Source organism: Stenotrophomonas sp. STEN013 (assembly GCF_056760355.1).
Genome location: NZ_JBRREO010000004.1, coordinates 275,746 through 294,803 on the forward strand (window position 1 = coordinate 275,746; position 19,058 = coordinate 294,803).

Here is a 19,058-nt window from a genome sequence, read left to right on the forward strand (position 1 = left end):
CGCGCAGTTTACCGGCTCCCCGCCTTGCCCGGGCCGGCGGCTCGGCTATCCTTGCGCCCCCGTGTGACCGGACCACCGATGATGACCGACGCCAAGCAGCCCGCCGACCTGCCCGTACTCGATGCCGCCCAGGCCCGCGTACTGGGCTGCCTGATCGAAAAAGAGGCCACCACGCCGGATACCTACCCGCTGACGGTCAACGCCGCGCAGGTCGCGGCCAACCAGAAGACCGCGCGCGAGCCGGTGATGAACCTTGCCGCCGGCAACGTGCAGCACGCGCTGCGCCAGCTGGAGGGCATGGGGCTGGCCCGTCAGCACTTCTCCTCGCGCGCCGAGCGCTATGAGCACCTGCTGGGGACCAAACTGGACCTGCCGCGGCAGCAGGTCGCGCTGCTGGGGCTGTTGCTGCTGCGCGGCCCCCAGACCGTGGGCGAGCTGGCCGCACGCAGCGAGCGCATGGCCCGCTTCGCCGACGCCAATGATCTGCGCCATCAGCTCGAGCGCCTGCAGCAGCGCGGGCTGGTGATCCTGCTGCCGCGCGCGTCGGGGCAACGCGAGGACCGCTTCATGCACCTGCTGTGTGGCCCGGTGGATGGGGAGGCCCTGGCCGCGCAGTACCGCGCCCCCGCCGGCGCGGCGTCAGCGGCGGACAACAGTGCGCTGGAAGAACGCGTGCTGCAGCTGGAGGCGGCGGTGGCCCTCTTGCAGGAACAGCTGGCCCGGCTGCAGCAGCAACCGGGCGGCTGACGGCCCTCAGTTCCCGGCAAGGACGAACAGCAGCAGCGGTTCGTCCTTGCCCGGCAGCAGCACGGTGCCGTCACCACGGAAACCGAGCTTTTCCAGCAGCGCCACCGAGCGGGCGTTGTCCGGCGACACGACCGCGCGCAGCTCGCCCAATCCCAAGGTGTTGCGCGCGTAGTCCAGCACCGCGCGTGCCGCTTCCAGCGCATACCCCTGGCCGGTGTAGGCGCCCAGCAGGGCGTAGCCAAGATCGGCACAAGGCAGACCGTCACGCCGCACCAGTCCGGCATTGCCCAGCCAGGCGCCGTCACTGTGCCGCTCGATGGCGTACATGCCGAAGCCATACATGGCATAGCTGCTGAAGGTGTGATTGCGCAGGTAATCGCGCGCCTGCTCCAGCGTACGCACGCCGCGGTCACCGATGTACTGGTGGAAACCCGGGTCGTTGAGCAGCTCCAGCATCGCCGCCGCATCGGCAGCGTCATCACGCAGCGGCCGCAGCCGCAAACGTTCGGTCTGGATCACCACCGTCATCGCAAATCCCCGGGTTGAACGCCCCCGGCAAACTGCCGCCGACGCGGGCGGCTGGCAAGTGCCATCAGCCGGCGGCTCAGTCGAACAGCGCCTCGATCGCCGCCAGTCCGGCCTTGGCGCGCTCCTGCTTGTGCGCGGCATCGGCAACCGGATCGGCGCCATCGCGCTGGATCTCGGCCGCCGGCAGCTCGGCGAAGAAGCGGCTGGGCTTGAGCCGGATGTGTTCGCCGAACTTGCGGGTGAGCTTGCTGTAGCTCATCCACAACTGCACCTTGGCGCGGGTGATGCCCACATACAGCAGGCGCCGCTCCTCCTGCAGATTGCCCTCGTCCAGGCTGACCTGGTGCGGCAGCACGCCATCCTCGCAGCCGACGATGAACACGTAGGGAAACTCCAGGCCCTTGGACGCGTGCAGGGTCATCATCCGCACCTGGTTGCCGCCATCGTCCTTGTCGTTGCGCGAGATCAGCGCCAGCTGCGCGGCCATGTCGGCGGCACTGGCGCCGCGCGGGCCGCTCTCGAACCACGACGCCAGCTCCTCGATGTTGCCGGCACGGCGCTCGTAGCTGCTGGTGTCCTTGGCCTGGTTGCGCAGCTCCGACAGCAGCCCCGAATCCTTGGCCACGCGCCGCACCAGGTCGCCCGAACTCAGCTGCCGCATGTCCATGCGCAGCGCGCGCAGGATGTCGGTGAACTTGCTCAGGCTGTTGGCCGCCCGCGGTGGCAGCTGCGCCAGCGCGCCCATCGCCTCGGCGGCCTGCGCCATCGGCATGTCCTTGGCCGAGGCCAGCTCGGCGAGCTTGGCCAGGGTGGTGGCACCGACATCGCGCTTGGGCGACTGCACCGCGCGCATGAACGCGGTGTCATCGTCCGGATTCACGATCAGCCGCAACCACGCCAGCGTGTCTTTGACCTCCTGCCGTTCCAGGAACACGGTGCCGCCGTTGAGGTGGTAGGGCACACCGACCAGCTGCATCGCCTTTTCCAGCGGCCGCGACTGGAAGTTGCCGCGGAACAGGATGCAGAAATCGCTCCACGGAATGCGCCGGCTGGTGGCCAGGAAATGGATTTCCGCGGCGACCTTCTCGGCCTCGTGCTCGGAGTTGCGGCATTCCCACACGCGGATGCGCTCACCATCGGCCTGGTCGGACCACAGCGTCTTCAGGTGCTCGTGCGGATTGTGTGCGATCAGCGCATTGGCCGCGCGCAGCACACGGTTGGAGCAGCGGTAGTTCTGCTCCAGCTTGATGATCTGCAGCGCCGGATAGTCCCGGCCCATCTGCTGCAGGTTTTCCGGATTGGCGCCGCGCCAGGCGTAGATCGACTGGTCGTCATCGCCCACGCAGGTGAAGTTGCCAGCCGGCCCGGCCAGCTGCTTGAGCAGGCGGTACTGGGCATCGTTGGTGTCCTGGCATTCGTCCACCAGCAGGTAGCCGATGCGCTCGCGCCAGGCCAAGGCGATGTCCGGGTTCTCTTCCAGCACCTGCACCGGCAGCCGGATCAGATCATCGAAATCCACCGCGTTGAAGGCGGTCAGCCGTGCCTGGTACAGCGCGTAGACCATCGCCGCGTTCTTCTCGCGGCTGCTGCGCGCCGCCGCCATCGCCTGCTCCGGCGACAGCCCCGCATTCTTGGCGCGCGAGACCAGGTTTTTCACGTCCTCGATGTCGTCGGGCTTGGCATTGCTGCCGCCGAGCAGATCCTTGATCTGCGCGGCCGCATCGTCGGCGTCGAAGATCGAGAAGCTGCGCTTCAGGCCGACATGCTGGTGCTCGATCTGCAGGAACTTCAGCCCCAGCGCATGGAACGTGCAGATCGTCACCTCGGCCGCATCCTCGACGCGCAGACGCTTGGCCACACGCTCGCGCATCTCCTTGGCCGACTTGTTGGTGAAGGTGATCGCCGCGATGCGCTTGGCCGGATAGCGGCCGATGCCGATCAGATGGGCGATTTTCTCCACGATCACGCGCGTCTTGCCACTGCCGGCACCGGCCAGCACCAGCAACGGCCCCTGGGCATGGAGCACGGCAGCACGTTGGGGAGGATTGAGCTTGTCGAGCATGAGCGGTTCCACAGGCAGACGGCCATTTTAGCCAGCCCAGGCCGACCCGGCCTGTACCGGGGGAATGAATGGAGGGCAGCGCCATTGCCCACTAGCGGGTGTGCTAGGTTTGGCCGGTCACCGACATGATCCGGAGCCTGACCATGCCGTCTGTCCGCCCTGTTGTTGCAACACTGCTGCTGGCCTGCCTGGGGGCTCCGCCTTCGCTGACCGCTGCGGACAGCGAAGGACCGTCCATCCACATGGACGAGGACCTGCTCATGGCCGGCCTGGCGAACAGCCACGGAGACCTGTACTTCCGACGCACGGCCCAGCTCTCCCTGGAGGCCGGCAGAAACGACCAGGCGATGCGCCAACTCAAGCGGGCGGCTCATTTCGCCGACAAGCCGTCCCAGGCCCTGGTGGCTGAAATCCTGTGGAATGGCTCACACGGCCAGCCACAGGACCGGCCGGCGGCCTACGCATGGATGGATCTGGCCGCCGAACGGGGTTACCCCGAGCTGCTGCGCCTGCGTGAGGCCTACTGGGCGGCCCTGTCTCCGGCCGAGCAGGCCCAAGCGCTGGCCGTGGGTCGCAAGTTGTATGAACGCTATGGCGATGATGTCTCTCGCCCGCGTCTGGCGAGGCAACTGCGCCGGCAGGCAAACAAGGTCGCCGGCAGCAATACCGGGTTTGCCGGCGGGGTCACCATCCTGGCCCTGTCACCGGGGGGCAGTGGCGTCCGGCGTGCGGCGGCGAGCACGGGAATGGAAGGTGACAATTTCGCCCCGGTGGTAACCATCGCCGGAAGCCGCTTTTATGCACCCCATTACTGGAAGCCTGAACTGTATTTCCAGCATCAGGACCGCAACTGGCGCGTCGGCGTGAGCGAGCAACCCATCGGCTCGACCGAGGTCGGTCCCCTGACACAGGTCAAACGCTGACTGCGCCACGAGCCCCCTCCCATGTCGCGGTAAAATCCCGCCATGGCCAAGCTCTATTTCTATTATTCGGCGATGAATGCCGGCAAGACCACCACCCTGCTGCAGTCGGCGCACAACTACCGCGAGCGCGGCATGCGGGTGGCGATCCTGACGCCGCATCTGGACCACCGCGCCGGTACCGGCATGGTCGCCTCGCGGATCGGCCTGCAGGCGCAGGCCACCGCCTTCGAGCGCGATACCGACCTGGAGAAGCTGATCCAGCAGGACATTGCCGCCCACGGCAGGCTCGGCTGCGTACTGGTGGACGAGGCGCAGTTCCTGAGCAAGGCGCAGGTCTGGCAACTGTCCGAGGTGGTCGACCAGCTGCGTATTCCGGTGCTGTGTTACGGGCTGCGCACCGATTTCCGCGGCGAGCTGTTTGAAGGCAGCCAGTACCTGCTGGCCTGGGCCGACGAGATGCAGGAGATCAAGACCATCTGCCACAGCGGCAAGAAGGCGACGATGACCGTGCGCGTGGACGAGAACGGCTTTGCCGTGCAGGACGGCCCGCAGGTGGAGATCGGCGGCAACGAGCGCTATGTGTCGGTGTCGCGTGCCGAATTCAAGAAGATCACCCGTGGCGAAGGCCGGATCGACCCGATGCAGGCGCCGTTGCCGTTGTAGGTACGCGCAGCCGATGGCGAGGTGGCCTTCCAGCATTTCACGGCCGGGGCGTGCCTGACGCAATCGAGTCGGTGTCCGGTACCGCATCACCGATTATCCGTCGCACACCGGCGACGGCGGCCCCGCAGCGGCGGATGCAACGACGGCCCGATCTAGGTGCTTGCACGCTTTTCCAAGGCACTTGCCGCTTTTGCTGATGGACGGCACGTGGCAATGTAGTGGACCCGTCGACAACAAGCCTGATCCATGATGAAAAGCAGCTCGCGGAACGTGGTATTTCTCCTGGTCGCTGCGTTTTCGCAAGCCCATGCCGCCGAACCCACGCTCGCGGTAGACCCGCTTTATCTCGCCCCGGCCGGCACGCTAGAAGCCGGACGCGTCGAGGAAATGCAGCGGCGCCTGCTTGACTGGCCACAGCTGGGTCGCTACCGCGCCGAAAACGCGGCATTGCCGGTAGCAGCCAAGGACACCCGGCGGGTGGTGTTCTTTGGCGATTCGATTACCGAAGGCTGGGGGCCGACCGGCAGCGACCGTTTCTTTCCCGGCAAGCCCTATGTGAACCGCGGTATTTCCGGGCAGACCACCGCGCAGATGCTGGTCCGTTTCCGTCAGGACGTGCTGGCGTTGAAGCCGGCCGTGGTGGTGATCCTGGCCGGCACCAACGATATTGCCGGCAATACCGGGCCAGCCACGCAGCAGATGATCGAGGACAACCTGCACTCGATGGTCGAACTGGCCCAGGCAAACGGCATCGAAGTGGTACTGGCATCGGTGCTGCCGGTCAGCGATTACCCGTGGCGTCCCGGCACACAGCCGGCGCAAAAAGTGCGCCAGCTCAACGCCTCCCTGCAGCAGTATGCGCAGCGACAGGGGCTGGTCTATCTGGATTACCACACCGCAATGACCAACGCCGAAGGCGGATTGGACAGGGAGCTGGCTGGCGACGGTGTACATCCAAGTGCCGCAGGCTATGCCCGCATGGCGCCCCTGGCCGAACAGGCCGTCGCAAGCGCATTGGCGGACAAGCACTGATCCACCGTTTTCCGAACGCCCGCGCCACGCTGCAGGTAGCCGGAAATGAAACGGGCCGTCATCAGGACGGCCCGTTGCACCGATATTGCCCGGTCGGTCAGAACGCGTAGCGCACGCCCAGCAGGTACTGGCGGCCGTACTCCTTGTACTCCAGCGGCAACCAGATCTTCTGGTCGATGCCGCCGGCCGTGGTTTCGGTCCGGTAGGGCTCGTTGGTCAGGTTGTTGACCTGCAGCAGCACCGACAGGCCCGACAGCGCGCCGGCATCCGGGAAGTCATAACCCAGCTGCAGGTCCACCGTGGTCTCGGCCCTGGTGTTCTGGTAGATGCGGTCCCCGAACAGCGAGGCATATTCACCCCGGTACTTGTCGCGGTACCGCTGGCTGATCCGTGCCGAGTAGCCGTGCTTCTCGTAATACAGCGTGGCATTGGCTACCACCTTGGACAGGCCCGGCATGGTGTCGGTGCTGGTGCTGTTCGGACCCTCCGGCTTGATCGACGACTCGGTGTAGGAGGCGTTGAACAACACACCAAAGCCATCCAGCGTCGGGTGGATCACATCACCGCCCAACGCTCCGCTGAGCTCGGCACCACGCATGTAGCCACCGCTGCCGTTGGCCGGGGTGTAGAACTTGCCCCAGTTGGAAAGGGGAGTGATTCCCAGATTGTCATACCCGGTGAAGTCCCAATCCACTTCCTGCTGGTAGATGTAGGTTTCCAGGTCCTTGTAGAACAGCGCGAACGCGGCATAGGTGGTCGGGCCGAAATACTTCTCCAGCGACAGGTCATAGGCGGTGGCGCGGTACGGCTCCAGCCTCGGATTGCCGCCACTGCCGCTCCAGGTGCGCGTGGTCGGATCGACGGAGGCCATGCTGTAGGCACCCATGTCCTCGATCGGCCCGCGCATCAGGGTCTTGGCTGCAGCCATGCGGAGCTGCGTGCCCCCACCGAAGTCCAGCGACAGGTTCATGCTCGGCAGGAAGTCGCCATAGGTCGTGCCGATCTTCTGCGCACCGGCGATCATCCACTGGCCGGCAGCGTCCTTCTTGACGGTCGGGCCGGTGGAACTCTGCTCGGTATGGATCAGCTGCGCACCGACGTTGCCACGTAGGCGGATGCTGTCGGTGACGTCCATATCCAGATTGGCCTTGGCGTAGAACGTACGGACGTTTTCCTCCACGCCGTAGTTCTTCATCAAGTCGTTTTCGCTGGGCATCAGGCGGGTCACCAGGTAGTCGCCCAGCAGGTCGCGCGCGTTGAAACTGACCATGTCGCCGAGGCCAACGTAGTCCATCGACGCCATGCCGTGCGGCACCTTGTCCAGCGTGATCGGCGTGCCATCCTTCAGGTCAAGGTAGTAGCCGATGTACTCACGGTCCTTGTTGCGCCGCGTGACATTGAAACCGAGGTCATAGCTGCGCAGGAAATCGGAGGACTCGACCACGCGATTGAGCTCAATCCGGCCGGACTTCAGCGTATCGGTGGTGGAAGCCATGTCCATGCGGCCATCACGTCCCCAGCCCATTGCATCCAAGCCGAACCAGATCCGGCCCGGGTCGTTCAGGCCCGGGATCGAAAAGCGATTGAAGCCGCTGCCAGTGGTGAGGTTGAAATCGATATCCACAGGCGTGGCGAAGGACGATTGCACTTCCATCGTCGAGCGCCGGCTCTTGGCACGCGAATAGCTGAGATCCGTCTTGAGCGTATACAGGTCGGCCCACTTGAAGATGTTGGCCCAGCCGGCCGAGGTCAGCTCGTTCTTCTGCCAGTTCAGGCCGTTGAGCATGTTCAATGCGCCAACGCCCTTGAGCGTGCCACTGGTAACCACCGGAACGCCATCGACCAGCGTGGTGCCCGCGTTCTGGTAGGTCACGCCACTGCCATTGGCGCTCCACCACGGATCGTTGTTCCACATGATGCTGGCCTGGTTCTCATCCTGGTCGAACTTGGAGTGGTACACGTCCAGGATGCTGTGGAAATGTTCGTTGGGCTTGAACTCGAACACGCCCATCACGCCATCGCGGGTGATTTCGCGCGATCGCAAAGTGGCTTCGCCGGCCTGGCGTGCCACGGCACCGTCGGGCTTGCCCGCCTGCGGGGCGCCCCAGGCATCGGGATTGCCCCACCACCAGGCCTTTTCCTGCTGCTCCTGGAATGGCGAGCTCATGCGCGCCACCCCGATGGCCACGCCAAAAGTGTCGTTGGCGAACTGGTCGACATACGAAGCACTGGCCCGATAGCCCTTGTCACTACTGCCGTTGATCAGCTTGCCCAGCGAGTTGTACTCGCCCTGACCACTGAAGGTCGCGCGGCGCTTACTGAAATCCAGCGGGCGGATGGACTGCATATCGACGGTGCCGGACAGGCCCTGGCCCACCAGCGTGGCATCCGGGGTCTTGTAGACCATGACACCATTGATCAGTTCTGCCGGGTACTGGTCAAGTTCCACGCCACGACTGCCGCCGGTGCTGACCTGTTCGCGGCCATTGAGCAGGGTGCCGCCGAACTGCTCGGACATCCCACGGATATGGATGACCTGCGCACGGCCATCCACGCGCTGCATGGTCAGACCGGGCAGGCGGGAGATGGAGTCGGCAATACTGATGTCCGGCAGCTTGCCGATGTCCTCGGCCGAGACAACCTCGACGATCGAGGTGGATTCGCTTTTGGCTTCCACCGCGGTGGCGATGGAGCCGCGAATACCCGTCACCTGGACAGCGTCGAGGTTGGTGGCGCTCTTGTCCTGTGCCATTGCCGGTAGCGACAGAATCAACGCTGCGCAGCAGGCCAGCGCAAGCCGGTGCGGCTTCGGCACGGAGCCGTTCGCGCACAACAAATGACGTGGAATGTAAGTGGGGTGTGTCGTTGCTTGCATCTGACCGCTCCTCTCCTGCGGGCTGGTTTGTGCACTGCCACATACCCTTATGACAGCGCTGCCATATGATGCTCCGGGATGAACAGCGTGTAACCAAATATTTAAGGGAAACAGCGGAATGAAGTTTTTCCATTCGCAAAAACATGGACTTGCGTCGGGCAGGAGAACACAACATGCTGCATCGCAGCACGATCTGGGCGTTTTTCCGCGTCACACCCTCCTAGGGCTCGGCCTGGTTCTGCTGACGGGTATGACGGCCTGCACGAGTACTCCGCCACGCCCGGCACTCGAGCGGGGCGAGGTGTGGATCACCACGGAGGACCGGCAACTGGCGTTGACGCGTGGCGAGCTGACGATGCAAGCCGATGATGCGGCGCAGGTCACCATCGTCATCGACGCCGGAGCGCGCTATCAACGCATGGTCGGCTTCGGCGCGGCGATTACCGACGCGTCAGCATGGTTGCTCAGGCATCGGCTGGACGACAGCAAGCGTGCGGCCCTGCTGCACGAACTGTTCGCGCGCGAAGACGACGGCATCGGCCTGGACTTCGCGCGCCTGACTATCGGTGCATCGGATTTTTCGCGCTTCCATTACAGCCATGGCGATACGCCCGATGGCCGGCCCGATCCGGAATTGCACCATTTCAGCATCGACCCCGGCACGGATGACGTTGCGGCAGTGGTCCGCCAGGCGCTGGCCATCAATCCAAACCTGCGGCTCATGTCCTCACCGTGGAGCGCCCCGGCATGGATGAAGGACACCGGACATCTGGTCAAAGGCCATCTGCTGCCCGAGTACTACCCTGCATTCGCGCGTTATCTGCTTGCCTATGTCGATGCACGCGCCGCACAGGGAATCCCGATCTTCGCAATCACCGTGCAGAACGAGCCGGACCACGAGCCGGACGACTACCCCGGCATGCGTTTCAACGCACCCGAACGCGCGCGGTTCATAGGCGAGCACCTTGGCCCGTTGCGGGACGCACGCCGGCCGACCTTGCAGATCCTTGACTGGGACCACAACTGGGACAAGCCACAGGAACCACTGGCCGTTCTGGCCGATCCACAGGCGTCCGGATACATCAGCGGCGTCGCCTGGCATTGCTATGGGGGCGATGTTTCGGTGCAATCGCAGGTGCATGAGGCGCATCCGGACAAGGACACCTACATGACCGAGTGCTCATCGGGCGACTGGGAACCGGTGCGCAGCGGCGGGCTGCCCTTGCAGGCGCGACTGCTGATCCGGGCCAGTCGCCACTGGGCACGGGGGGTGCTGCTGTGGAATCTCGCGCTGGATCAGGACAACGGCCCCCACGCCGGCGGCTGCCACACCTGCCATGGCGTGGTCACCATCGATTCGCACAACGGTGAAGTGACCCGCACCAATGATTACTACGCCTTGGCCCACGCCAGCCGCTTCGTGCGCCGCGACGCATGGCGGATCGGCTCGACGCAAACCGACGATGGCATCGACAACGTGGCGTTCGAAAATGCCGATGACGGGACACGCGTGCTGATGGTCAGCAATGCGAATGACGCTGCGCGCACCGTCCACATTCGCGATGGACATCGCAACTTCAGTTATCCGATGCCGGCCAGGAGCGTGGCGACATTCCGCTGGAATACCCAGAAGATGTGAAGAGGCATGCACGCGCGATGCGGGGGCGCACCTCCCGACCAGAACCGCAGAATCCGGTTGCCTGTACGCGCTGATCCGCAGAAAGCTGGACGGATACCAGAGTCCCCACCACCGGATCATCGGGTGTTCGCCGGGAACGCCCGGCAAGTGGCACAACGGCAACGCGCCCCTTGCCAACCGCAGCGGGCGGACTGCATCCGCCATGATCCGAAAGTACGGGTGTTAGAGCGCCGCTCCGATTGAGGGCGGAGGAACCGGACACCATGGAAGCAGCACGAGCGCTTGCTCAACTTATGCCTGCAGTGCATCCATGGCGTCTTCCGGACCGGTTGCGCACAAGACCGTGAACACGTTGCCAAAAAGACGGCCGCCATGCGGCGGCCATCTCACGTTGCATCCGGTCAGCTACGCACGATCAATGGACCGCACAGTCCACTTTGTGGTCGAACTCGGTGCCCAGCGCGACGCGGGCCAGGGCGATCTTTGCGCCATCACCGGTCTGCAACGCGAATGGCACGTTCAATTTTCCGGTCTCGGCGCCCGCCGTACGGAGGCAGCCCAGGTGCACACCCAGCCGTGTCCACTGACCACGTGGCAATTGCGCCAAGGCCGCACCGATCGGCAACCCGGCACGGCATCCCTTGCCGCACTCGACATCAATCATAGCCTTGCCGTCGGCGGGCAGCGCATCGACACGCAAGGTGGCAACCATGAACACATCGCCACTGCTTTCGCGCTCCAGATCCAATGGTGCGTTGGCTCGCAGCTCCACCGCGGCGTTGCCCTTCCAGGTGAACGCGCGCGCGCCTTCCTGGACATCGGTGTTGATTGCCGCCATGGACAGCGTGCCGTCACCGGTGGTCGCCTGCGGGTGGATGATATCCATGCCCACACCATTGCTCCCGACCAGGCGCAACGTCAGACCGGTGGTCGCCACGCCCCGATCGAACCAGGCATTGCTGCGTGAGGCTTCCGGGTCGATGCCCGGATCTTCCGAGAGCGCGTCGAGGTTGCCGTCATCGGTGTAGCTCAGGCCGTAGTCGAACGGAAACAGCGGGGCATAGTCCTTCTGACCGACATTGTTTGCGAACTGGTTGGCACGGCGCGGCCACGAGAAGCCCAGCTTGCCTTTGAAGTCGTGCTGCACGGTGCCATCGGGCTTGCGCAGCAGTACGTCGGCGACGCCCGCGCCTTCCGAACCAGGCAGCCAGGCGGCGACGAAGGCGTCGGCGGCGTTGATCTCGCGGTTCATCCACAGCGGACGACCGCTGAGGAACACCGCCACCACCGGAATGCCGTCGGCCTTGAGTTTGCGGATCAACTCCAGGTCGCCGGACTTGCCACTCTTGAACATCAGATCGGGTAGATCCCCCTGGAACTCTGCGTAGGGGTTTTCGCCGAAGACCACCACGGCAACATCGGGCTTCCGCCGGTACGCTCCATCAACAGCCAGTTCGGCACTGCCGCCCGCCGCCCGCACCTGGGCATTGAGGCCATCCCAGATCGAGTCGGCATTGGGGAAATCGGCGCGGGAAGTTCCATCGCCCTGCCAGGTCAGCGTCCAGCCGCCGGTCTGCTTGGTGAGATTGTCCGCACCGTCACCCGCCACCAGCACCCGCTGCTTCGGAGACAGCGGCAGAATGCCGTTCTGGTTCTTCAGCAGTACCAGGGATTCGCGTACGGCCTGACGGGCGATGGCACGGTGCTCCGGCGCACCGAGCAGTTCGAATTTGCCGCCCAGTGCACGCGCCGAAGGCTTCGGCTTGTCGAACAGGCCCATGCGGAACTTCACCCGCAGAATGCGGCGCACCGCGTCATCCAGCCGCTCCGTCGGCAGCGTTCCATTCTTGACATGCGCCAGCGTGCTTTCGTAAAGACCCTTCCAGCTGTCCGGCGCCATGGCCATATCCAGTCCGGCATTGAAGGTCTGCGCGCAATCCGTGTTGGTGCAGCCCTTGACCTGGCCGTGGCCATTCCAGTCGCCGACGATAAAGCCGCCGAAGCTCATGCGGCCCTTCAGCACGTCGGTCAGCAGCGGCTTGTGGCCATGCATCTTTTCACCATGGAAGGTGTTGTAAGAGGCCATGACCGACTGCGCGCCGACTTCTATGGCCGGCACATAGCCAGCGGCATGGATGTCGCGCAATGCGGCCGCACTGACCTCGGTATTGCCCTGGTCCTTGCCGTTGGTGGTGCCGCCATCGCCAAGGAAATGCTTGACCGAGACCATTACATGGTGATCGTCAAGGAAACCGGGCGTACCCGGCGTACCCTGCAGTGCCTCGACCATGACCCGCGCGAAACGGGCCACTACTTCCGGATTTTCCGAGTAGCCTTCATAGGTGCGGCCCCAGCGGTCATCCTGCGGAACCGCCACCGTCGGCGCGAATGCCCATTCCATGCCGGTGGTGCGGGTTTCGATGGCGGTGATGCGCCCGATCTCGCGCATCAGCTCGGCGTTGCGGGTGGCGCCCAGGCCAATGTTGTGGGGAAACAGCGTGGCGCCGACGATGTTGCTCTGACCATGCATCGCATCGATACCCCAGATCACCGGGATCGCCTTTCCGCCGTTGCGGGTGTCCATCGACGCTTCCCAGAAGGCATCGGCCAGCTCCAGCCATGCCTTGGGCGGCGCGTTGTACTTGCCGCCAGGATCCGAACCGCCGCCCGCCAGGATCGAGCCCAGCCGGTACTTGCGCAATTCGTCCGGGGTGATCGAGCCGATATCGGCCTGGATCGTCTGGGCGACCTTCTCTTCGATCGTCATCGATGCCAGCAATGTGTCGATCTTGCCTTCGAGTTCGGCATCCTGCGCGAACGGCCATACCGGCTGCGGCCATTGCTCCGGCACAATGGCGGTATCGGCATCCACAGCCTTTTTTGCCTGTGCCGGGCCAGCCGGCGCTTGCGGGGTACAGGCCACCAGGGTGATCAGTGCGGCGGCAAGACAGGTGATTCGAAGGGCGGATCTGCAGATGACACGAGCGGTTTTCATGGTCGTTCCGGTCTGTTCCATTCAGGCATTGGAGGCGCGCGTATTCGCTTGACAGCGCTGTCACATAGCGCAGCATAGCCTGCTTCCGTGCGCCATGCTTGTTGCACGGCATCATCCCGATCAGGGTGCAATGCCATGGATTTGGCAGAATCCACAACGTTCCGAAGAGGTAAGAGTTTTGGCAATCCGGGTACGAATCGAAGATGTGGCGGCAGCCGCCAACGTGTCGATGAAGACGGTGTCACGCGTGCTCAACAACGAGCCCAATGTCGCCGACGCAACGCGCCGTCGGGTCGAGGCGGCGGCGGAGCAGCTTCGCTACCGCCCGCTGCCCTCGGCGCGCGTTCTGGCGGGACGACGCTCCTATCTGGTCGCCATGCTGTTTGACAACCCTTCCTCCAATTACCTGATGGAAATCGAGATGGGGGTCCTGGACGCCTGTCAGGCGCAGCATTACAACCTGATGCTGGTGCCGTTGATCTATGACGCAGACGATGTCGTGGACAAGGTCGAGGCCCTGGTCATGCAGTCCCAGATGGATGGAATCGTGCTTACCCCTCCGCTCACCGACGATGTCCAGCTACTGGAGCGGCTGGTCGCCCTGGGCATTCCTTATTCAAGCATCTCGGCGATGGAGCAGAATCGCCACGTCGGTGTGGTGGTGGATGAAGTCGGCGCGGTTGGCGCGCTGATGGCGCACTTGGCTGAGCTGGGACACACCCGTATCGCCCATATCAAGGGCCATGCTTCACACGGTGCCAGCCAGTGGCGACTGACCGGCTATCGCGAGGGTCTGCGCCGGGCAGGCTTGCGCTACGATGCCGCGCTGGTGGTGGATGGCGAGTTTTCCTACGAATCCGGCTATGCCGGGGCCAATGCGCTGCTGGACCTGCCCGATCATCCCACCGCCATCTTCGCAGCCAATGACGATATGGCCGCAGGTGTCATCTGTGCCGTCTGCGAGCGCGGCCTGTCGGTACCCGGGGACATCTCGGTCTGCGGCTTTGATGACACGCCTATCGCCCGGCAGATCTACCCGGCACTGACCACCGTGCGCCAGCCTACCCGTGAAATGGGGAAGCTGGCCGCCGCCGAACTGCTCAAGGAAATCCGCGAGATGGGCAGCGGTGGCGTGGTGGACGTGGCTTACACCTTGCAGGTGCGGCGTTCAACCGGACCGGTGAAACAGCGGGCACCGAAATAGGCGGGGAACCCATGGAACAGGCCGTACGCACCGGCGCTTGCCTGGGCACGGCCTCTGGCTCCGTTTTTCTTCCACGGGCCCCGCGCTTGAGCTCAATGCCCGCCTTCGGCCGCCAACTGGTCCAGATCGATACCCTGCCGGCGCAAGGTGCGGGTGGCGGCAACGGCGTAGAACGCCAGATAGGCGAAGCACAGCACGCCGACGATGAAGCTGTGATGCACCCCTACCTTGTCGGCCAGCGCGCCCTGCGCCCAGCTGACGAGGCCGCCCCCCATGATCATCATCACCAGCAGGCTGCTGCCTTGGTTGGTGTTGTTACCCAACCCGGTGATCGCCAGGGTGAAAATACACGGCCACATCGTGCTGCAGAACAGGCCGACACTGATGAAGGCGATCACGCTGAGCATGCCGGTGGTGAACATGCCCACCAGCTGCGCGATGATTCCGCACAACGCGAAATACAGCAGCATCCGCGCCGGATTGCCCTTGCTGGCCAGGGTGGCCAGGATCATCAGCACGATCACCGGCGCATAGTGGTAGAACCGGGATACGTCATGGCCGGAGATCGCATTGACCGCCAGGTACACGCCGAAGGCCACGAACGGCAGAACCAGCATGAGCAGCTTCTTTGTCCCCGCCCTGACATCGAAAGCGCCTGCCGCCCCGCCCCAGCGACCGATCATCAGACTGGCCCAGTAAAGCGACACGAACGGCGCGATCAGCGAGGTGTCGATACCCAGCCCCCCCTTCTCTACCGGCAGCTCCAGATAGGCCGGCAGATTGTCGATGGTGGAAACTTCAACGCCGACGTAGAGGAAAATGCCGATCATGCCCATGACCAGCTGCGGGTAGGCGAACGCTGATTTCTTGTGGATCAGCCGGCTGCTGTCCTGCGCCTCGGTTTCGGACAGCTTCTCCAGGTCGATGTGGTTGGGCACCGAGGAGAGTTTCAAGAACAGCGCCACCAGCACGAAGGCCGCGCCCAGCACCAGGTAGGGCGTCTTGACGCTTTCGATGCTGGCCTCGGTATTGCCGGCGGCGACGCTGCCGAAGATGGCGATGCTCACCAGCAGCGGACCGACCGTGGTGCCCAGGTTGTTGATGCCGCCCGCCATGGTCAGCCGCTGCGAGCCGGTGGCCGGATCGCCCATGATGATGGCCAGGGTGTTGGCGGCGATCTGCTGCAGCGAGAAGCCCAGGCCGACGATGAACAGGCCCGACAGCATCAGGGTGAACGAGCCCAGGTTGGCCGCCGGGTAGAACAGCAGCGCGCCCAGCGCCGAGATCAGCAGGCCGACGCAGATGCCGTTCTTGTAGCCGATGCGGTTGAGCACGTCCACGCCCAGCGCCTTGGACACGGCGACGTAGATCAGCGAGCCGACCGTGTAGGCGACGTAGAACGCGATCGCCACGTACATGCTCTGCGCCTGGGTCAGGTCGAAGGCTTTCTTGAACACCGGGATCAGGATGCCGTTGCTGGCGGCGACGAAGCCCCAGAAGAAGAACACCGTAATGAGTACACCGAACTGCGACCAGCGGGTTTTTGGGCTCATGTCATTTCTTGGTTGGCTTGTCGTTGTCAGCGCGCTCCTGACGCACTCTCCCCTACCGCTGCGCAAGGTCTCCTTCTGTCGTCCCACCTGAAGACAGGCGACCCTACCGGCATCGCAGCGGCTGGATGGCTTTTGCGTGCACTGAACGGGTGGCGGCCCCCCTCCGGCGTCAGCCGTTGTACGGGCTACCTGACAACGCTGTCAACGAATTTATGATGATGGACCGGTTTTCCCGCACTGCAGGTGCAAAACGTGCCGTACACCGGAATCCTTGTCGCAATGCAACATCAATTTCCGCGGCAGCCAAGGCCGCAAAAAGCCTGCAATCCGCTCCCTCGCAGGTCAATACAGAATGCGCTGCTCCGCCGGCGGCGGGCTGTACTGGTACAGCCACGTTTCGGTCAGGGTCTTGCCGCCGCTGCGCAGGTACAGGCGGATATCGATCTGCTGCGTGCCGTCGTCGGGCGGCACCAGGTCAAACATGGCGCGGTAGCCCTTGATCTCGCGCAAGGGGCGCGCCGAGACGACTTCCACGCGGCCGCGGCTGGTTTCCACCACCGCCTCGACCTCGGCCTTGTCGATCAGGCCGGCCAGTTCGCCGCCTTCGAAATCCACCGCGAAACGCCACGAGAAATACTCGCGCTTCTTGCCGATCACTCCACCAAGACCCGTGCGGCTGGCCACGCAGTGCGCCAGTGGCGGGCGGGCCGGCGGCTGCGCGCCCCAGTACAGGCGATAGCCGACCAGCAGCTCCTGGCCCGGCTGCGGCTTGGCCTTGGGGTTCCAGAACGCGACGATGTTGTCGAAGGTCTCATCGACCGTGGGAATCTCCACCAGCTGCACCGAGCCTTCGCCCCATTGCCCCTTCGGCTCCACCCACAGGCAGGGACGCTTCTCGTAGAACACGCCATCGTCCTGGTAATGGTCGAAATTGCGGTCACGCTGCAGCAGGCCGAAGCCGCGCGGATCGTGGTCCACGAACATGTTGAAGCGCAGGTGGGCCGGGTTGCACAGCGGCCGCCAGATCCATTCGCCGGCGCCGTTCCACATCGACAGGCCATCGGTGTCGTGGATCTCCGGGCGCCAGTCCCAGCCCATGCGGCGGTCGTTCTCGCCCACCTGGTACATGCTGGTGCACGGCGCGATGCCGAGGCGCTCGATTTCCCTGCGCGGATACAGCGCGCTGTCGATGTCCATCAGCAGCACCTCGCCATTGGTGATGGCGAAGCGGTAGGCGCCGGCCACGCTGGGCGAATCCAGCAGACCATAGACGACGATGGTCTCCGAATCGGCGCTGGGCTGTTCCAGGTAATAGGCGATGAAGTCCGGGAACTCCTCCGGGCGGCCCAGGCCGGTATCGATGGCCAGGCCACGCGCCGATTGTCCGTACTGGCCCTCCTTGCCCACGGCGCGGAAATAGCTGGCGCCGAGGAACGCGGCGAAATCGCGATCGGTATCGGTGCGGGTGTTCAGCCGGAACCCGGCAAAGCCCAGATCGGTCGGCAGCTGGCCGCCGTTGATGCCGCTGTTGCCGTAATCGAACGCCGCGCCGTCATAGGCCAGCTCCTGCGCCTGGCCATCGACCACATCGAACATGCGGACCGGCGAATGGAAGTACAGGCCCAGATGGAAGAACCTGGCCTGGAATTTGCCCGGCTGATCGGCCCACAACGCATGGTCCTGCCGGTAACGGATGGACTGGTACTGGTCCCAGTCCAGCTTCTCCACCGCCGGCGGCAGCACCCGTTTGTGACTGCGATACGGCGCCTGTGCCAGCGCGCGCGCCTGGCCCTTGAGCGTGGCGAAGTCGAACGGCTGCGGCTGGCCGATACGGCGCAGACCCTGTTGCTGGGGGCTGGCGGCGCAGGCAGGCAACGCGGGCAGGCCGAAGGCGGCCAGCGCCAGCGAGGCACGACGGAGGAAATCGCGGCGGTGCATGCAGTCATCCGTGGCAGGAGGTTGCGCATGATAGGCACAGCCCGCCTAACCGTACGCTGGATGGAAGCCCGCCTCCGCCCGCTCAGCGTTGGCAGTGCCCACACCAGACGGTGGCCCGCTGGCCGATGGCGGCGTAGCGCAGGTCGCGCCCGCACTGCTTGCAGGTCTGGCCTTCCCGTCCGTACACCAGCAACTCCTGTTCGAAGTAGCCCGGGGCTCCGTCGGGGCTGATGAAATCGCGCAGGGTGGTACCGCCCCGCACAATGGCGTAGCCGAGGATCTGTTTCACCGCATCGGCCAGCCGCTGGTAGCGCGCGCGAGAGACCTTGCCCGCCTCGCGCAACGGGTTGATGCCGGCCATGAACAGGCTCTCGGCCGCGTAGATGTTGCCCACGCCGACCACGATGCGCTGGTCCATCAGGAAGGTTTTGATCGATGCGCTGCGGCCACGGCTGCGCGCGAACAGGTAGTCGCCATCGAAGTCCCCATCGAGTGGCTCCGGTCCCAGATCGCGCAGCAGTTCATGGGTTTCACCCACCGGCTGCCACAGCAGGCAGCCGAAACGGCGTGGATCGTTGAAGCGCAACACGCGGCCGTCCTCCAGACTGAGGTCGACATGGTCGTGCGTGCGCACCAGCGTGTCGCCGGGCAGCACCCGCAGGCTGCCGGACATGCCCAGATGCAGCAGCGCGCTGCCGGCCGCGGTATCCAGCAGCAGGTACTTGGCGCGGCGGCGGATCGCGGCAATACGTTGGCCCGGCAACTGTGTTTCGACTTCGGCCGGGATCGGCCAGCGCAGGTCCGGCCGGCGCAGGATCACGCCATGGATGCGCCGGCCCTGCAGGTGCGGCTCCAGGCCGCGGCGGGTGGTTTCGACTTCGGGTAATTCGGGCATGCGG

13 protein-coding genes are annotated in these 19,058 nt (G+C 64.5%); 6 read left to right on the forward strand and 7 right to left on the reverse strand.

Annotated features, from left to right (window positions below; genetic code table 11):
• The first annotated feature begins 81 nt into the window (after positions 1-81).
• Positions 82-747, forward strand: a complete 666-nt coding sequence (locus ACVOMH_RS10895) for a YceH family protein (protein WP_057505732.1) — start codon at positions 82-84, stop codon at positions 745-747.
• A gap of 6 nt (positions 748-753) precedes the next feature.
• Here the strand turns inward: ACVOMH_RS10895 and ACVOMH_RS10900 are convergent, their stop codons facing one another.
• Positions 754-1,275 (reverse strand): GNAT family N-acetyltransferase, encoded by a 522-nt coding sequence (locus ACVOMH_RS10900; RefSeq protein ID WP_481551965.1) that lies wholly within the window; start codon positions 1,273-1,275, stop codon positions 754-756.
• A gap of 76 nt (positions 1,276-1,351) precedes the next feature.
• Positions 1,352-3,337 carry a UvrD-helicase domain-containing protein gene (locus ACVOMH_RS10905; RefSeq protein WP_481551966.1) on the reverse strand — a complete coding sequence of 662 codons (1,986 nt, stop codon included), beginning with the start codon at positions 3,335-3,337 and terminating at the stop codon, positions 1,352-1,354.
• A gap of 242 nt (positions 3,338-3,579) precedes the next feature.
• Here ACVOMH_RS10905 and ACVOMH_RS10910 point away from each other — a divergent pair, with 242 nt between their 5' ends.
• The 3 genes from ACVOMH_RS10910 (at position 3,580) to ACVOMH_RS10920 (ending at position 5,955) form a co-directional block, all read left to right on the forward strand.
• A complete protein-coding gene (locus ACVOMH_RS10910) occupies positions 3,580-4,260 on the forward strand; it encodes an SEL1-like repeat protein (protein ID WP_481551967.1) in 681 nt (226 codons plus the stop codon).
• Between the two features lie 42 nt (positions 4,261-4,302).
• The gene (locus ACVOMH_RS10915; RefSeq protein ID WP_054659739.1) at positions 4,303-4,923 is read left to right on the forward strand and encodes a thymidine kinase; all 621 of its coding nucleotides are present in this window, start codon (positions 4,303-4,305) and stop codon (positions 4,921-4,923) included.
• Between the two features lie 249 nt (positions 4,924-5,172).
• Positions 5,173-5,955 (forward strand): SGNH/GDSL hydrolase family protein, encoded by a 783-nt coding sequence (locus ACVOMH_RS10920; protein WP_481551968.1) that lies wholly within the window; start codon positions 5,173-5,175, stop codon positions 5,953-5,955.
• Between the two features lie 97 nt (positions 5,956-6,052).
• Here ACVOMH_RS10920 and ACVOMH_RS10925 read toward each other — a convergent pair whose 3' ends face one another.
• On the reverse strand, positions 6,053-8,707 hold the full coding sequence (locus tag ACVOMH_RS10925; RefSeq protein WP_481551969.1) for a TonB-dependent receptor: 2,655 nt from the start codon (positions 8,705-8,707) through the stop codon (positions 6,053-6,055).
• A gap of 241 nt (positions 8,708-8,948) precedes the next feature.
• On the opposite strand from ACVOMH_RS10925, the gene ACVOMH_RS10930 reads away from it, so the two are divergent.
• Positions 8,949-10,469, forward strand: coding sequence for a glycoside hydrolase family 30 protein (locus tag ACVOMH_RS10930; protein ID WP_481551970.1), 1,521 nt, complete (start codon positions 8,949-8,951; stop codon positions 10,467-10,469).
• Positions 10,470-10,884: 415 nt separating this feature from the next.
• Here ACVOMH_RS10930 and ACVOMH_RS10935 read toward each other — a convergent pair whose 3' ends face one another.
• Positions 10,885-13,464: a glycoside hydrolase family 3 protein gene (locus ACVOMH_RS10935; protein ID WP_481551971.1), complete on the reverse strand. Its 2,580-nt coding sequence runs from the start codon at positions 13,462-13,464 to the stop codon at positions 10,885-10,887.
• Between the two features lie 205 nt (positions 13,465-13,669).
• Here ACVOMH_RS10935 and ACVOMH_RS10940 point away from each other — a divergent pair, with 205 nt between their 5' ends.
• Complete coding sequence (locus tag ACVOMH_RS10940; RefSeq protein ID WP_481551972.1) at positions 13,670-14,668, forward strand: LacI family DNA-binding transcriptional regulator; 999 nt, start codon at positions 13,670-13,672, stop codon at positions 14,666-14,668.
• Positions 14,669-14,760: 92 nt separating this feature from the next.
• On the opposite strand, the gene ACVOMH_RS10945 is transcribed toward ACVOMH_RS10940, so the two are convergent.
• The 3 genes from ACVOMH_RS10945 to mutM all read right to left on the reverse strand — a co-directional run bounded on the left by ACVOMH_RS10945 (position 14,761) and on the right by mutM (position 19,054).
• Positions 14,761-16,221, reverse strand: coding sequence for an MFS transporter (locus tag ACVOMH_RS10945; RefSeq protein WP_481551973.1), 1,461 nt, complete (start codon positions 16,219-16,221; stop codon positions 14,761-14,763).
• 342 nt (positions 16,222-16,563) lie between these two features.
• The gene (locus ACVOMH_RS10950) at positions 16,564-18,159 is read right to left on the reverse strand and encodes an OpgD/OpgG family glucan biosynthesis protein (RefSeq protein WP_481551974.1); all 1,596 of its coding nucleotides are present in this window, start codon (positions 18,157-18,159) and stop codon (positions 16,564-16,566) included.
• Between the two features lie 82 nt (positions 18,160-18,241).
• Positions 18,242-19,054 (reverse strand): bifunctional DNA-formamidopyrimidine glycosylase/DNA-(apurinic or apyrimidinic site) lyase, encoded by an 813-nt coding sequence (gene mutM / locus ACVOMH_RS10955; protein WP_481522415.1) that lies wholly within the window; start codon positions 19,052-19,054, stop codon positions 18,242-18,244.
• Positions 19,055-19,058: the final 4 nt, after the last annotated feature.

What these genes read in the sequence shown, in the direction of transcription:
- ACVOMH_RS10925 (WP_481551969.1), bottom strand. Translation starts at nt 8,707, where the DNA reads ATGGCACAGGACAAGAGCGCCACCAACCTCGACGCTGTCCAGGTGACG.
- ACVOMH_RS10895 (WP_057505732.1), top strand. Translation starts at nt 82, where the DNA reads ATGACCGACGCCAAGCAGCCCGCCGACCTGCCCGTACTCGATGCCGCC.
- ACVOMH_RS10935 (WP_481551971.1), bottom strand. Translation starts at nt 13,464, where the DNA reads ATGAAAACCGCTCGTGTCATCTGCAGATCCGCCCTTCGAATCACCTGT.
- mutM (WP_481522415.1), bottom strand. Translation starts at nt 19,054, where the DNA reads ATGCCCGAATTACCCGAAGTCGAAACCACCCGCCGCGGCCTGGAGCCG.
- ACVOMH_RS10915 (WP_054659739.1), top strand. Translation starts at nt 4,303, where the DNA reads ATGGCCAAGCTCTATTTCTATTATTCGGCGATGAATGCCGGCAAGACC.
- ACVOMH_RS10930 (WP_481551970.1), top strand. Translation starts at nt 8,949, where the DNA reads ATGAAGTTTTTCCATTCGCAAAAACATGGACTTGCGTCGGGCAGGAGA.
- ACVOMH_RS10920 (WP_481551968.1), top strand. Translation starts at nt 5,173, where the DNA reads ATGAAAAGCAGCTCGCGGAACGTGGTATTTCTCCTGGTCGCTGCGTTT.
- ACVOMH_RS10945 (WP_481551973.1), bottom strand. Translation starts at nt 16,221, where the DNA reads ATGAGCCCAAAAACCCGCTGGTCGCAGTTCGGTGTACTCATTACGGTG.
- ACVOMH_RS10910 (WP_481551967.1), top strand. Translation starts at nt 3,580, where the DNA reads ATGGACGAGGACCTGCTCATGGCCGGCCTGGCGAACAGCCACGGAGAC.
- ACVOMH_RS10905 (WP_481551966.1), bottom strand. Translation starts at nt 3,337, where the DNA reads ATGCTCGACAAGCTCAATCCTCCCCAACGTGCTGCCGTGCTCCATGCC.
- ACVOMH_RS10950 (WP_481551974.1), bottom strand. Translation starts at nt 18,159, where the DNA reads ATGCACCGCCGCGATTTCCTCCGTCGTGCCTCGCTGGCGCTGGCCGCC.
- ACVOMH_RS10900 (WP_481551965.1), bottom strand. Translation starts at nt 1,275, where the DNA reads ATGACGGTGGTGATCCAGACCGAACGTTTGCGGCTGCGGCCGCTGCGT.